Source organism: Fretibacter rubidus (assembly GCF_041429785.1).
GTDB classification, from domain to species: domain Bacteria; phylum Pseudomonadota; class Alphaproteobacteria; order Caulobacterales; family Maricaulaceae; genus Fretibacter; species Fretibacter rubidus.
Genome location: NZ_CP163423.1, coordinates 1716467 through 1731781, shown reverse-complemented (window position 1 = coordinate 1731781; position 15315 = coordinate 1716467). Strand labels below are relative to the sequence as shown.

Annotated in this window: 16 protein-coding genes; all 16 read left to right on the top strand. The window is 49.8% G+C overall.

Going from position 1 to position 15315, the window contains the following annotated elements:
- Window positions 1-41: 41 nt before the first annotated feature.
- Genes AB6B37_RS08190 through AB6B37_RS08115 form a run of 16 tightly spaced genes read left to right on the top strand, consistent with a single transcriptional unit; the run spans window position 42 to window position 15312 of the window.
- Window positions 42-806 (top strand): alpha/beta fold hydrolase, encoded by a 765-nt coding sequence (locus AB6B37_RS08190; RefSeq protein WP_371395271.1) that lies wholly within the window; start codon window positions 42-44, stop codon window positions 804-806.
- Window positions 806-1588 carry a fumarylacetoacetate hydrolase family protein gene (locus AB6B37_RS08185; RefSeq protein ID WP_371395270.1) on the top strand — a complete coding sequence of 261 codons (783 nt, stop codon included), beginning with the start codon at window positions 806-808 and terminating at the stop codon, window positions 1586-1588. Before AB6B37_RS08190 ends, AB6B37_RS08185 begins: the two co-directional genes overlap by 1 nt.
- A 9-nt stretch (window positions 1589-1597) precedes the next feature.
- Entirely contained in the window at window positions 1598-2536 is a 939-nt protein-coding gene (locus AB6B37_RS08180; protein WP_371395269.1) for an acetaldehyde dehydrogenase (acetylating), read from the top strand.
- Window positions 2533-3579 (top strand): 4-hydroxy-2-oxovalerate aldolase, encoded by a 1047-nt coding sequence (gene dmpG, locus AB6B37_RS08175; RefSeq protein ID WP_371395268.1) that lies wholly within the window; start codon window positions 2533-2535, stop codon window positions 3577-3579. Before AB6B37_RS08180 ends, dmpG begins: the two co-directional genes overlap by 4 nt.
- On the top strand, window positions 3576-4478 hold the full coding sequence (locus AB6B37_RS08170; RefSeq protein ID WP_371395267.1) for a VOC family protein: 903 nt from the start codon (window positions 3576-3578) through the stop codon (window positions 4476-4478). Before dmpG ends, AB6B37_RS08170 begins: the two co-directional genes overlap by 4 nt.
- Window positions 4475-5350, top strand: coding sequence for a CoA transferase subunit A (locus AB6B37_RS08165; RefSeq protein ID WP_371395266.1), 876 nt, complete (start codon window positions 4475-4477; stop codon window positions 5348-5350). The genes AB6B37_RS08170 and AB6B37_RS08165 overlap by 4 nt, the downstream gene beginning before the upstream one ends.
- A gap of 11 nt (window positions 5351-5361) precedes the next feature.
- Window positions 5362-6159: a CoA-transferase subunit beta gene (locus AB6B37_RS08160; protein WP_371395265.1), complete on the top strand. Its 798-nt coding sequence runs from the start codon at window positions 5362-5364 to the stop codon at window positions 6157-6159.
- On the top strand, window positions 6159-7052 hold the full coding sequence (locus AB6B37_RS08155) for an enoyl-CoA hydratase (protein ID WP_371398394.1): 894 nt from the start codon (window positions 6159-6161) through the stop codon (window positions 7050-7052). Before AB6B37_RS08160 ends, AB6B37_RS08155 begins: the two co-directional genes overlap by 1 nt.
- A 2-nt stretch (window positions 7053-7054) precedes the next feature.
- On the top strand, window positions 7055-8113 hold the full coding sequence (locus AB6B37_RS08150; RefSeq protein WP_371398393.1) for an NAD(P)H-dependent flavin oxidoreductase: 1059 nt from the start codon (window positions 7055-7057) through the stop codon (window positions 8111-8113).
- Between the two features lies 1 nt (window position 8114).
- Window positions 8115-8870 (top strand): enoyl-CoA hydratase family protein, encoded by a 756-nt coding sequence (locus tag AB6B37_RS08145; protein WP_371398392.1) that lies wholly within the window; start codon window positions 8115-8117, stop codon window positions 8868-8870.
- A complete protein-coding gene (locus tag AB6B37_RS08140) occupies window positions 8870-10027 on the top strand; it encodes an acyl-CoA dehydrogenase family protein (RefSeq protein WP_371398391.1) in 1158 nt (385 codons plus the stop codon). The genes AB6B37_RS08145 and AB6B37_RS08140 overlap by 1 nt, the downstream gene beginning before the upstream one ends.
- Before the next feature lie 17 nt (window positions 10028-10044).
- Window positions 10045-11022: an acyl-CoA dehydrogenase family protein gene (locus AB6B37_RS08135; protein WP_371398390.1), complete on the top strand. Its 978-nt coding sequence runs from the start codon at window positions 10045-10047 to the stop codon at window positions 11020-11022.
- 8 nt (window positions 11023-11030) lie between these two features.
- A complete protein-coding gene (locus AB6B37_RS08130; protein WP_371398389.1) occupies window positions 11031-12182 on the top strand; it encodes an acetyl-CoA C-acetyltransferase in 1152 nt (383 codons plus the stop codon).
- Window positions 12183-13064: an SDR family oxidoreductase gene (locus tag AB6B37_RS08125; protein ID WP_371398388.1), complete on the top strand. Its 882-nt coding sequence runs from the start codon at window positions 12183-12185 to the stop codon at window positions 13062-13064.
- Window positions 13065-13069: 5 nt separating this feature from the next.
- Window positions 13070-14152 (top strand): acyl-CoA dehydrogenase family protein, encoded by a 1083-nt coding sequence (locus tag AB6B37_RS08120; RefSeq protein ID WP_371398387.1) that lies wholly within the window; start codon window positions 13070-13072, stop codon window positions 14150-14152.
- On the top strand, window positions 14149-15312 hold the full coding sequence (locus tag AB6B37_RS08115; protein ID WP_371398386.1) for an acyl-CoA dehydrogenase family protein: 1164 nt from the start codon (window positions 14149-14151) through the stop codon (window positions 15310-15312). Before AB6B37_RS08120 ends, AB6B37_RS08115 begins: the two co-directional genes overlap by 4 nt.
- Window positions 15313-15315 lie beyond the last annotated feature (3 nt).

The following is a 15315-nucleotide window of genomic DNA, read 5'->3' as shown; positions in this document are numbered from 1 at the left end:
AAGGTCGATATGTCGACGCCGGTCCCATACGCATGCACTATTTGGAATTTGGTGACCGAGCGGGTCATCCTGTTGTGTTCCTGCACGGCTCAGGGCCAGGTAATAGCGCTTGGGCGAATTTTCAGTTTAATAAAGACGCCTTTGCTGCCGCAGGGTTTCGCGTCATCATGCCTGACATGATTGGTTTCGGTTATAGTGATAAACCATTGAATTTAGGAGATTATACGCTCAAACTTTTCTGTGATACGCTGATGGCAGGGCTAAAGGCGATTGGTATTGAAAGGTGCAGTTTCGTTGGGAATTCTCTCGGCGGCGGCGTGGCTATTCAAATCGCGCTTAATAATCCGGATTTTGTAAAGAAGCTCATTTTAATGGGGCCCGGATGTTTGGAGCCGCAAGACGATTATTGGGGCATGCCAGGTATTGCTAAAATGATGGCGGCTAATAAGGCGGGTGTTAGCAAAGAGACGCAGGCTGAGGTTATGCGGCTATTTACATACGATCCAAAACACGTGACGCAAGAGCTGATTGATATGCGATGGGCAGTTGCGCAGACGCAGCCTAAAGAAGTTCTTACAACAATGAAAACGCCCGAGCTTGGCTCTCGGATGACGGAGCTGAATTGCCCAATTTTGACTTTTTGGGGGGCAAATGACGAGTTCATGCCCCCGCAAGGTAAGGAGAAATGCATCAAGGCAAATGAAAACTCTCGCCTGATTGAATTAAATGCATGTGGGCATTGGGTCATGATTGAGCATGCGCGAATATTTAATGCTGCTTCGATTGATTTTTTGGTGAACGGATAATGAGCGGGTTCAATTCAGAACGGTTAGGGCAGGAACTTTACGGCGCTCTGCGTTCAGGAGAGCCTATGGCGCCATTAACTGAGCGTTATCCTGAAATGACTGTGGACGATGCATATGCAATATCGCTAGCTTTTTTAAAGGCGCGGCAAAAGCAGGACGGCGAGCGCGTCGTTGGTAAGAAAATTGGTGTGACGTCCAAGCCTGTGCAGGACATGCTGGGCGTCTTCCAGCCTGATTTTGGTTTTTTGACGGACGCCATGTTTGCGGCGAACGGTAAAGTCCAAATGAAGGATCATATTGCCCCGCGCGCGGAAGCTGAGATCGCGTTTAAGTTAAAGAAAGGTCTGAAGGGGCCGGGCGTTACGGCTCAGGATGTGCTCGACGCGACGGAATATGTGCAGCCTTGTTTTGAAATCGTTGATAGCCGCATCAAAGATTGGAAAATTAAAATCGGCGATACTGTTGCCGATAATGCGTCTTGCGGCGTGTTTGTGCTCGGCGCGCAAAAAGTTGATCCGCAGGAGTTGGACTTGTCAGCTTTAGAGGCTGTCGTCGCAAAAAATGGTGTTGAGATAAGCCGCGGTGCAGGCTCTGCCGTGCAAGGCGCACCAGAGAATGCCGTGGCGTGGCTTGCCAATACTCTGGGAGAATACGGAATACCATTCGAGGCAGGCGAGATCATTCTTTCCGGTTCTTTGGTTCCTTTAGAGCCGGTCGTAGCAGGTGATAAAATGACAATGACGGTTGCGGGCTTTGGCTCCTGCGATGTTGAGTTTGTATAGGGGCTTATAATGGCAAAAATTAAAACAGCGATTATTGGGTCAGGGAATATTGGTACAGACTTAATGATGAAAATCAGTGAGATGTCTGATGTTCTTGAAGTTGGTTGCGTGATTGGTATTGACGAGGCCTCAGAAGGCTTAGCGAAGGCGCGTGAGCATGGTTATGCGACGAGCCATACGGGTATAGAAGGCGCTCAGAAACTGGATGTCTGGGACGATATCAAAATCGTTTTTGATGCAACGTCGGCATATGTCCATAAAAAACATTCCGATATTTGTACGGCACAAGGCAAGCAGATGGTGGATTTGACTCCCGCTGCAATTGGGCCGTTTTGCGTGCCAGTCGTCAATATGGATGAGCACTTAGACGCGCCCAATGTGAATATGGTGACATGTGGTGGTCAGGCGACAATTCCAATGGTTTACGCCGTCACTCGCGTGTCTGATTCAGTCCCATATGCCGAAATAGTCGCGTCAGTTTCATCCCGTTCGGCGGGACCAGGAACGCGGGCTAATATTGATGAATTTACCCGCACGACAGCACGGGGCGTTGAGCAAGTTGGAGGTGCCGATAAAGGTAAAGCAATTATCATCCTAAACCCAGCTGAGCCGCCAATGCTGATGCGCGATACAGTTTATGTACTGTCTGTTGGCGGTAAGGAGGACGACATCCGTGCTTCTGTCGCGCAGATGGCTGCTGACGTGCAATCTTACGTTCCCGGATACCGACTTAAACAAGATGTCCAGTTTGAGCGTTTTACAGGCAACAATAAGCTGCACATTCCAGGGCAAGGCACGTTTGAAGGTCTCAAGGTTACTATATTTATTGAGGTTGAAGGCGCAGGGCAGTTCTTGCCAAAGTATGCTGGAAATCTCGACATCATGACTTCGGCAGGCATGGGCACTGCAGAAGCGATTGCACGAAAAAAATTCGGAGCAGCGGCATGAGTGGTATCATAAAAGACCCGACTAAAGATCGTCTTTACATCCAAGACGTGACGCTGCGTGACGGCATGCATGCTATCCGGCATCAATACTCCATCGACCATGTCCGCAGTATTGCGAAAGCTCTTGATGAGGCGGGCGTGGATGCGATTGAAATTGCGCATGGCGACGGACTAAATGGCGGCGCATTTAATTATGGTTTTGGTGCACACACCGATTGGGAATGGATAGAAGCCGTTTGCGATGTCGTCAAAAACGCGACTGTCGCGACACTTATTTTGCCGGGTATTGCGACGACAGAAGAGCTTCAACGGGCCTATGATCTGGGGGTACGATCCGTGCGTGTTGCCACACATTGCACTGAAGCGGATGTCTCAAAGCAGCATATTGAATTTGCGCGCAATCTCGGCATGGACACAATTGGCTTTCTGATGATGAGTCATATGGCCGAGCCTAACCATCTCGCGCAACAAGCTAAGTTGATGGAGGATTACGGTGCAACATGTGTATACGTCACAGATTCCGGCGGCGCGCTTGACATGGATGCTTATGCAGATCGGTTTAAAGCCTATAATGAGGTCTTAAAGCCAGAGACAGAACGTGGCGTCCACGCACACCATAACCTATCCCTTGGCGTTGCCAATTCGATAGTTGCGGTACAAAACGGGGCGCGGCGTGTGGACGCCTCACTCGCCGCTATGGGGGCAGGGGCAGGCAACGCGCCACTTGAAGTCTTTATCGCGGCTATTGAGAAAAAAGGCTGGAACCACGGCTGTGATGTTTTCAAGCTGATGGACGCCGCAGAAGAGCTCGTTCGCCCATTGCAAGACCGTCCTGTTCGCGTAGACCGCGAAACACTTAGCCTGGGATATGCAGGTGTTTACTCTAGCTTCCTGCGTCATGCCGAAAAGGCCGCCGAAGACTACGGTATGGATACGCGCGAAATATTAGTTGAGCTTGGGCGCAGACGTATGGTCGGAGGGCAAGAGGATATGATTGTTGATGTGGCGCTTGATTTGAAAAAGGCAAAGGAGGCTTCAGCATGAGTGTTGAAAATTTAGGCTATGCTGTATTGCAGGTAACAGACCCGATGTCTTGGGCAGAATTTGCACAAGATGTTTTGGGCTTTGGCATAGGCAAATCCTACGGAAAAGCTGATGCGCAATATCTCCGTATGGATGACGCCCCTTTTCGTTATATGATTGTCAAAGGTGACAGCGACCGTTACCTCGCATCTGGTTATGATGCGGGATCAAGAGCCGTCTTTGACGCGCAAATGAGTGCCTATAAAGATGCTGGCGTTGATGTGACTATGGGTTCGGATGAGGACGCGGCTCATCGTGCGGTTAAGGCTGTTGCCTTTTGCCAGGACCCTTCGGGCAACAATGTCGAAGTTTTTTACGGACGCGAGACGGGCAGCGCTTTTACACCGCTACACGATATTGAAGAGTTTAAAACCGGTGAAATGGGCTTGGGGCATGTCGTTTTGCCCGCGCCGGAAAACGATGCGACCATTCGTTTCTATGAGGATGTGATGGGCTTTGGCTGTTCTGATGATTTAACATTACCACCTTTTGCGCCTGATTTTCCAGATCAGCGTGTTTATTTCATGCACGCCAATAATCCGCGTCACCATACGCTTGCGCTGTATAATTTTCCAAACCCCGCAGGTGTCGTTCACCTTATGGCGGAAGTTGGAAGCATGGACGAAGTGGGACATTGCATGGACCGCGTCAAAGCGGCCGGACTTCATATCCTTGCCACACTGGGGCGTCATTCCAATGACGAAATGATTAGCTTTTATTTTATGGCCCCTGGCGGGATAGCCTTTGAAGTCGGTTATGACGGCAAGACGATTGAAGACTGGGACGCTTTTACCCCAACCAAATCCACAGAGGGTGATATTTGGGGACATGAATATAATTTTCCGGAGCCAAACGCATGACAAATATCTTAGATAAACGCATGAGCGTTGCCGGTATCGTTGCCTCTCTTGAAGACGGCATGACAATCGGTATAGGCGGATGGGGCGCACGGCAAAAGCCCATGGCGATTATCCGCGAGATTGTGAAGTCTAATCTGAAAGATTTGACGATTGTCTCTTATGGCGGCTGCGATGTGGGCATGCTCGCCAGCGCGGGTAAAATCAAGAAGCTGGTGTTTAGTTTTGTAACTTTGGACGCCATACCGCTTGAGGCGCATTTCCGCCGTGCACGGAGCGCAGGGGAGTTTGATGTCATGGAAATTGATGAGGGTATGTTTCAACTCGGGTTAAAAGCTGCGGCTCAGCGCTTAGACTTTTTGCCCTGCGTCGCGGGACTTGGTACGGATGTCATGACCTATAATCCTGACATTAAAACCATTAAAAGTCCCTACAGCGATGAACATTATGTTGCTATGCCTGCATTGAAACTTGATGTCGCGCTTTGCCACGTAACTGAAGCTGATCAACGCGGCAATAGTTGGATTGGCGGACCGGATATGTTCTTTGATGAGTGGTTCTGCCGTGCTGCTAAAAAATCTTACCTTAGCTGTGAACGCATCGTTGAGACGAGTGCCTTTAATGACGACTATAAAATTCTGCGAATGCCTATCGAGCGCAGCCGTGTTGCGGGTGTAGCAGAGGCTGAGTTCGGCGCGCATCCAACATCAAATGGACCTGATTACGGCTTCGATGTCGCGCATCTTAAAGCTTACAATGCAACGGCTAAAGAGGGTTGGGAAGATTACGTGTCTGAGTTTGTTGGGGCAGATAATTACACCGAAAAAGTTGGCGGTGCCGAGCATATCCGCAGCCTACCACTGCCGGCATTTTAGGAGATAATGAGATGACCGATTATACTCTTGCTGAGCTTGCGATTTGCGCCGCATCTGAAATATTTCGTGACGAAACGCCTGAGGTATTTGCAACGCTGATTGGGACACTTCCAAAATTAGCGGGCTATATCGCTAAGGAAACTTTCCTGCCCGGAATGATGATGAGTGACGGTGTTTATTATTTAGCGTCCGAGCCTGTTCCTGTTGGCCCGCGTCCTGACTTTGAAACCAAGCGCGAAGGCCGGATCGGATATGAGCGGGTTTTTACTATCGTTGCTGCCGGCAACCGCCACGCCTTTGTGGGCCCTGTGCAAGTCGACAAATACGGCCAAATGAACTTGTCATGTATTGGTGATTACAAAAAGCCAAAGGTCACCATGCTTGGTGTGCGTGGACTTCCGGGAAATACAGTCAATAACAGAACCTCTATGTTTTTTGCGAGCCACAATAAACGTGCTTTAGTCGCAGACGAGGTGAGCATGGTAAGCGGCGCAGGATATAATCCTGCGCGTTATCCAAATGGGAAATATCCGATTGGTCTCGACCATCGCCAAATCATCACCAATCTTTGTGTGCTTGATTTTGAAGGGCCTAATCATGCTATTCGTGTGCGCTCATTGCATCCCGGTGTGACGTTTGAGGAGGTTCAAGAGAATACAGGGTTTGAGCTTATGCGTCCTGATAACATTCCTACAACGGCTGATCCAACGCAAGCGCAGCTTGATATTATTGCGAAATATGACCCGCATAATCTGCGAGCTTATATATTCAAAGATAACCCTCCAGGCGTACGAGAGAAGGCGGCGTAATGGAAAAAGTTGATCCTATTTTTGAAGATGAACCACCAGTTCTATACGACGTAGAAGACGGTATTGCTTATCTGACGCTTAACCGTGTGAAATACCACAATGCGCAGAATGGACATCTTCTTTATGCGCTGGATGATGCGTTTTACAAGGCCACCGCCGATGATGATGTGAAGGTTATTGTCCTGCGCGCTAACGGAAAACATTTCTCTGCGGGTCACGATATCGGCACGCCGGGACGTGATTATCACGTCGGGCGCCCTGACCGCCGTACAATGAATTACGATCATGCGAATAAACCTGGGGCGGAGCTCGCTTTTGTACGGGAACAAGAGGTCTATCTTGAACTGTGTCGCCGCTGGCGATCCGTGCCAAAGCCTACAATTGCCCAAGTCCATAAAGGCTGCATTGCAGGCGGGCTTATGCTGGCTTGGGTTTGCGATTTGATTGTCGCGTCTGATGATGCCTTCTTCCAGGATCCCGTTGTGCAAATGGGTTTCCCGGGTGTTGAGTATTTTGCTCACCCATTTGAGCTGAATGTGCGGCGTGCCAAAGAGTTTTTGATGCTGGGTGAACGCTGGAGCGCGCAGCGGGTCTGTGATGCGGGAATGATCAACAAAGTGGTTCCGCGTGAAGATCTGGAAGATGCTGTAAAAGACTGGGCGCTCAAAATTGCTAAGCAGCCGCGCATGGGTCTGAATTTAACCAAACTCACGCTCAATCAAGCAGAAGATTTGCAAGGAAAACGCGCCGCAATGGATGCGGCTTATGGCTATCATCACTTTGCACACGCCAATAATACGATTGTTACGGGTGATTTCATTGCAGGGAATTACAGCAAGGAAATGGCTGAGAAAAACAAAGCCAAAGAAGCCGCTAATAAGGACAAGTCTTAATCATGTCATCCGCCTTTAAAACACCTCTCACTGAGTTACTGGGATGCGAATACCCCGTCATTCAAACGGCTATGGGTTGGGTGGCGACGTCTCAACTCGTGAGCGCAAGCGTAAAGGCGGGTGCGTTTGGATTTTTAGCCGCTGCGGTTATGACACCTGAGGAAGCCGAGTCTGAAATCAAAATCATCAAGTCAAACACTGACAAGCCCTTTGGCGTTAATATTCATGCCTTTCAGCCCGGGATCGACCGGATCATTGATATGTGTATTGATTATGATGTTGCGGCGCTATCTTACGGCCGTGGCCCTTCACCGAAGATTGTTGAAAAGGTTAAAGCCGCAGGCTTGAAATGCGTTCCTACAATTGGCGCAAGTAAACATGCCGCTAGGGCTGTTAAAATGGGCGCTGACGCGCTGGTCTGCCAAGGGCAAGAAGGCGGCGGTCATACTGGCGCCACACCGACATGGCTTTTACTGGCTCAAGTCATTGATCAGAATTTAGGGGTTCCGATTGTCGCTTGCGGCGGATTTAAAGACGGGCGCGGTCTTGCCGCGGCTTTGGCTTTCGGGGCTGATGGCATTGCTATGGGGACGCGTTTTATGATGACGTCAGACAGCCCGATGCCAGTGACGTCAAAGAACGAGTATTTAAAATCAGACGTAACAAACATTCCTGTCTCTACGAAATTAGACGGTCTTCCGCAGCGTATGATTATGAATGATACGCTCGCTAAGCTTGAGAAATCATCCAAGCTAGGCATGCTTATCATGGCTATGAAGAATGGAATGAAGTTTAAAGCTGAAACAGGCATGACAATGCCGGAGATGCTTAAAACATCTTGGGCAATGGCCAGCAAAACCGATATGACATTCGGTCAAACGATGATGGCAGCCAATGCGCCAATCATGCTGCAAAAGACAGTTGTTCAAGGTAAGCCACATGAAGGCGTGCTGCCGAGCGGGCAAGTGGCCGGTATCATTGATGATGTGCCAAGTTGTGAAGCGCTATTAGCCGACATTATCTCATCCGCTAATCACAGTTTAGATAAAGTGAGGGCTTAATATGCCTATCCATACGAATGTTCAAAACAATATCGCTGAGATTGTTTTCGATTTTCCGCCCGTCAACGCCTTCAACAGTGAAACGTGGAACGAGATTCCTAATATTGTTACTGAATTGGGACGTCGTCAGGATGTGAAAGTAATCCTCATACGCTCCGAAGGGAAAGGTTTTTGCGCTGGCGTTGACATAAAAGAACTTGCCCATGACGGTTCTGCAATTGTCGGTGTTAACAAAGGAAATTACCTAACAGGCAAAGCTATACATGAGTGTGAAGTGCCCGTGATTGTTGCGGCTCATAAATTTATTATTGGCGGCGGCGTGCTGATGTGCGGTGCAGCGGATATCGTCATTGCCTCGGATGATGCCTATTTTTCTCTCCCGGAGATTGACAGGGGCGCTATGGGTGGGGCTTCCCATCTACAGCGTATGCTGGGCGTTGCAAAAGTACGCGCTGCATTTTTGACAGGCGGAAAAATACCGGCGCAAGAAGCCTACCGCCTTGGCGGTATTGAGAAAGTGGTTCCCAAAGAAAATCTTGTCGAAGAAGCCAAGGTCTATGCGACGACAATTGCAGAAAAATCTCGCGACGCCATCCGCATTGCCAAACAAGCTTTAAACGGCATCGAGCCCTTTGACGTTGATGCTAGCTATCGCTGGGAACAGGGGTTCACTTTTGAAATGTATATGCATGAAGACAGCCAAAAATCGCGTGACGCTTTCGTCGAGACGGGCAAATCAGCTGAGTTTAAAAAATAATGGATATTCAATACACACAAGAGCAAAATGAATTTCGCGCCGAGGTGCGAGATTGGCTGGCTGATAACTTACCCAAAAAGCGGTTAAAATCTTTTGACACTCAAGAAGGCTTTGAAGAGCACCGCGAATGGGAGCGCGTACTGTTTAAAGATCGATGGGGCAATGTGAACTGGCCAAAAGAATATGGCGGGCGCGGCCTCGATTTGACCTCATGGCTTATTTTCGAAGAAGAGTATTACGGTGCCGATGGACCATTACGCGTGAGTCAAAACGGTATTTTTTTGCTCGCCCCAACTATTATGGAATATGGAACCGAGGCTCAAAAAGCTCGTTTTTTACCGCCTATGGCGTCGGGTGATGAGATATGGGCGCAAGCCTGGAGTGAGCCGGGAGCTGGTTCTGACATGGCCGCCATTCGTACCAAAGCCGTACGGGATGGTGACCATTACATCGTTAGCGGTCAAAAGACATGGTCAAGTCGGGCTGTCTTTGCGGATTGGTGCTTTGCATTGGTGCGCACGGAGGAAGGAAGCGAGCGTCATAAAGGTCTCTCTAAACTTCTTATTCCGCTTGATAGTCCAGGGCTAACCATTCGCCCGATTGCGCAGCTTGATGGCAAAGATGGTTTTGCCGAGCTATTCTTCGATGAAGTCCGCGTTCCTGTTGAAAACTTGTTAGGTCCGGAGCATGGCGGTTGGGGCGTTGCGATGGCGACAGCCGGGTTTGAACGCGGCCTCTTGTTACGTTCGCCCTCACGGTTCCAAGCCGCCGCTGCGCGCCTCGTTGATCTTTACAATGAAAATAAAGACACGCTGTCTTCGGGTGTGGGCGAACAAGTCCTGCAGGCTTGGATGAATGCAGAACGCTTTTGCGCGGCTACTTATCAGTTGGTCGCACGTGTCGGAGCGGGTGCTTCCGTCAGTTCAGAGTCGAGCGCCAATAAAATATTTTGGTCTGAAATGGATAGGCACTTGAACCGCACGGCCACTACAATTCTGGGAGCATATGCCGAAATTCAAGACGGGACTGACGCGAGTGACGAAGGCCGCTGGATTTATAATTATATGCATTCACTCGCAGGATTAATTTATGCCGGTACAAACGAAATCCAACGCAACATCTTATCCGAGCGTGTGCTTGGATTACCACGCAAGTAGAGAGAGGGAATAGCGTTATGGATTTCCGATTTACAGAAGATCAGCAAGATCTGATTGATGCGGCAAAGGCTGTTTTTGACGGTGAAAATACGTCAGAACGTATGCGCGCTATCGTCAAAGGTGAATCTGTCTCTGATATTTGGGGGCAAATGGGCGAACTTGGTTTGTTTGGTCTTATGGCGCCCGAGTCAGCGGGTGGCTTGGAGCAGTCACTCGTCGTTATGGCGGGTGTTGCAGAAGCTGCGGGTTATGCCAATCTACCGGAGCCCTTTGTTGAGCTTGCAGGCATTGCTATTCCGCTATTGCAGCAAATGGGAGAGGAAATCGCTCTAGAGCAAGCTGCTCTGGGAAAATTACCTATCGGCGTTATCTCGCCGCTTCAGACATACAATAATCAAGCGGAGCATTGCACCAAATTTATCGTAACGTCCGAGACCGGCGGTAAGTTGGTTGATAAAGCGGATGTAAGCCTGAATGCGCGCGCGTCAGTTGATCCGCTTAGGTCCATTTGGAAAGCCGATATTTCCGGCGAGCACAATGAATTAGCGAACCATTACGGCGCGGTTTTGACGGCGGCGCAGCTGGTTGGACTATCAGCTCGCATGGTAGATATGTCCGTAGACTATGCCAAAGACAGACAGCAATTCGGTAAACCCATTGGGTCTTTTCAGGCGATTAAGCATCACCTTGCTTCCGTTTACACACAAATAGAATTTACGCGGCCTATGGTGCACCTAGCAGCCCTTCAAGGTGGGCGAGCCGTTCACACGGCCAAAATTGCTGCCATCGATACAGCTATATTTGCAGCCGAAACCGCCGTCCAAGTTCACGGCGGCATGGGCTATACTTTCGAAGTGGATCTTCACCTCTTTATGAAACGGGTCTGGGCCTTGGCCAATGAATGGGGCAGCCGCAATTATCACATGAAAAAACTTGAAAATTTAATCTTAAATGGCGGCCTTCCAATCGGGGCCGGCACAACATTCGCAGCATAGGAGCCGTCATGGCCGAAGCATATATCATTGACGCCGCACGCACACCGACCGGGAAACGCCGGGGCAGCCTACAAGATATTCACGGCGCAGATTTGGGCGCACATATCATTCGCGAAATCGTCGAGCGGAACGATATTCCCGAAGCTGACTATGACGATGTTATCTTTGGATGTCTTGATGCGGTGGGTCCGCTTGCTGGTAATATAGCGCGTTCAGCTTGGCTTGTTGCAGGTTATGACCTGAGCGTTCCGGGGGTCACGATTGACCGTCAATGCGGCTCCTCACAACAAGCGGTGCATTTTGCAGCCCAAGCCGTGATGAGCGGCACGCAGGATGTCGTCATTGCTGGCGGCGTCCAAACTATGAGTAAAATTCCAATTGGTGCAGCTATGGTTGCCGGGCAAGACCTTGGGTTTGACCATGTTTTCCATACGTCACCGGGATGGGTGGAACGGTTTGGCAAAGCTCCCGTAAACCAATTTTACGGCGCGTCAGAGATTGCTAAAAAATGGGGATTATCCCGCCAAGAGCTTGAAGAGTTCTCTCTGGCCTCTCATCAGCGTGCGGCCAAAGCGCGTAGCGAAGGATGGTTTGACAGAGAAATTTCGTCCATTAACGGACTGAAGCAAGATGAAACCATTCGGGCCAACACAACGCTGGAACAAATGGCGGATTTGGAAGCGTTTGACGAGCATGGCTTAATTACAGCGGGTGTTGCAAGCCAGACCTGCGACGGTTCATCTGCTATGTTGATTGCCTCCGAGGCAGCGGTAAAGCGCTATAATCTCAAACCCCGCGCCCGTGTTCATCATCTGGACGTTATGGGTGATGACCCTATTCTTATGCTTACAGGGCCGATTGCTGCAACAAAGCGGGCGCTTAAACGGGCAGGTATGACCGCTAATGATATTGACTTAGCCGAGTGTAACGAAGCTTTCGCCCCCGTGCCAATGGCGTGGATGCGCGAAACAGGCATCCCGCATGAAAAGACAAATGTGAATGGCGGCGCCATTGCGCTGGGTCATCCGCTTGGGTCGACCGGCACAAAACTGATGACCACTTTGCTTCATGAAATGGAACGGCGCGAAGTGCGTTATGGCCTTCAAACAATGTGTGAAGGCGGCGGTGTGGCCAACGTCACAATCATAGAGAGACTATAAATGGCGAAATTATGTGATAACCGAACAGTTATTGTAACAGGCGCAGGCGGAGGTCTGGGCCGGGCTTATGCACTTGCTCTTGGCGAAAATGGGGCCAATGTCATTGTCAATGATATCAATGCTGAAACCGGGCAATCAACCGTAGACGCTATTAAAGCGGCGGGAGGCAAAGCTACGTTAAGCCTGAATGATATTACAGACTATGATAGCGCGTTTGAAATCGTGAAAATGGCGATTAATACTTACGGTGATATTCATGCGGTTGTGAATAATGCAGGCCAAAACCGTGACCGCATGTTCACGTCACTATCGCCCGATGACTGGGACGCCATCATGGCCGTGCATCTTAAAGGACATTTTTGCATCAGCTCGCACGCAGCGAAATACTGGCGTCAACAAAGCAAAGAGGGCAAGACCGTTAATGCGCGTATTATCAACACAAGCTCAGGCGCTGGCCTTCAAGGGTCTGTTGGGCAATCAAATTACGTCGCGGCAAAAGCGGGCATACTTGGCCTTACCATAAACCAAGCGGCCGAACTTGGACGTTACGGCGTCACTGCCAATGCTGTCGCACCGCAAGGCCGCACGGGTATGACCGAGGAGGTCATGGCGGATATGATGAAAAAGCCGGAAGATGGCAGCTTCGACGTTATGGATCCGGCCAATGTTGCGCCTCTGATCGTCTATCTTGTCTCCGAATCATCAAGCCATGTTTCGGGGCATTGTTTTGAAAGTTGGGGCGGCAAGCTTGCCCTCGCGGAAGGGTGGAAAACTGGCCCGATGAAAGACAAAGGCGCACGTTATGAGCCATCTGAAATTGGAGACGTTATTGAAGATCTTGTGAAAATTACGCCGCCTGCGCAGAAAGTTTACGGGACTTAAGTGTTATGAGCTTTCCATTTTCAGATGACCACGACATGATTAGGGAAGCTGTACGCGGCGTTCTACAGGACGCCTATGATGGCGGCAAAGGACCTGAACACATTTACAAATCGGGTGCCGGCTATGATGCGGAACTATGGACATCTTTTGCGCAAGACTTAGGTATGGCGGGCATTGCGATTGATGAGGCTTATGGGGGCGCAGCTCTGGGCGATTTGGGACGCGTTGTAATTATGGAAGAGCTCGGAGCGTCGCTCGCAAGTATACCATTTTCGCCCTGCAGCACGATTGCGTCGGACATGATTGCAGGTGTTGGTTCAGACGAGGCGAAAGAGGAATGGCTTCCTAAAATTGCGGCAGGTGAAGCAATATTTGCTTATACAGACGGTCATCACGCGCTGACTGTTGAAGGCGGTAAACTCTCAGGCCGCGTCAATATGGTGCTCTATGGGGCGCAGGCAGATGTCCTTCTCATGAGCTTTCGTGATGGTGATAAGTTTAAACTCATTGGCATACCGCAGGGGGTTAAAGGTTATGGTGCAGAAACTGTTGAGACGATGGACCCGACGCGAAGCTTCAGCAATATAACGCTCCAAGATGTTATGATGAAAGATGTCATGCATTTAGGTGAAGGAACTCCGGAGCAGTTCGACGCTATTGTCAAAACCTCTTTTATTGGGCTTGCCGCAGAATGCGTCGGCGGCGCGCAAAAAGCCTTGGATATGACACTCGAATATCTTGGCCAGCGCGTTCAATTTGGTCGTCCAATCGCAAGTTTTCAGGCCATTAAGCACCGCGCTGCTGATATGTATATCGCCATCGAAGCTGCCAGAAATGCTGTCTATGCCGCCGCGATGGCTGAAGGTGATGATAAAGTCGAAGCGGCGCTTATTGCCAAAGCCTATGCTTCCGACGCCTTTTTTGATGTTGCCGGCCATGCCATTCAACTTCATGGCGGGATTGGTTTTACATGGGAATATCCGCTCCACTATTTCTTTAAACGGGCAAGAGCTAATCGTGCCGTTTTTGGGCAGTCCGCTCGGGAATATGAACGTCTAGCAACCATTCTATTAGGAGAGGCTGCGTGAGTACCCTGAGAGACGAGTTTCGTGACTGGTTAAATGATAACTTAAAAGGCGAATATGAATGCCTGCGTTGGCGCGGCATGCCAGGTGATGATGAGGCCTATCCGGAGCTTCGCAAGATATGGGAGGCCAAGCTTGGCGAGGCTGGCTGGATTGGGCTGGATTGGCCCAGCGAGTATGGCGGGCGCGGCGCTAGCGACGCTGATATTATCGAATTGGCCGAGGAATATGCTGAACATGGCGGTCCGGGACGTTGCGGCCATATTGGCGAAACTTTACTGGCGCCGACTTTGCTGGCTTACGGCACAAAAGAACAACAAGACAAATATCTACCGGGTATTAAAAACGGCACGGAGTTTTGGTGCCAAGGCTATTCAGAGCCGGGGGCCGGCTCAGATCTTGCCAATGTAAAAACAAAGGCACGACTTGAAAACGGCGAATGGATAATTGACGGTCAAAAAATATGGACATCTCTCGCGCTTGAATCTGATTATATTTTTGTGGTTGCGCGAGCCGAGCCAGGGTCCGTTGGTAATAAAGGGTTGGTGTTTCTGCTCGTGAAACTCGATCAGCCGGGTGTAGACATTCGTCCTATCAAACAAATGAGCGGCTCGTCTGAATTTAACGAGGTTTACTTTACTGAGGCAAAATGCGCAGAGGGTGATATTGTTGGAAAAGTCGGGGATGGTTGGCGTGTGGCCATGGCGCTTCTGGCCTTTGAGCGCGGCACGTCCACCATCGGTCAGCAAATGACCTTTAAAAATGAACTCAACGCGGTCATCAAACTCGCTAAACAAAATGGGGCTGCGAATGACCCATTGATCCGCACGCGCATTGCTAAGGCTTATACTGAGCTTCAGATTATGAAATTTGGTTTCAGGCGCACGCTGAGTAGTGACCAGATGTCAGGCGCTGATTTTACATCTAAAATCTTCTGGTCAACATGGCACAGAAATTTAGGTGAGCTTGCAGCTGATGTGATGGGCGCAAGCGCGGAGATTATAAATGAGGGCGAATTTTCCGCTCTTCAAAAGCTATTCCTTTATTCACGCGCCGATACCATTTACGGCGGCACAAATCAGATACAACGCAACATCATTGCAGAGCGCGCTCTAGGTATGCCCAGGGAACCTCGCGGCGGACAAATGGTCACTAAAGGCTAAATG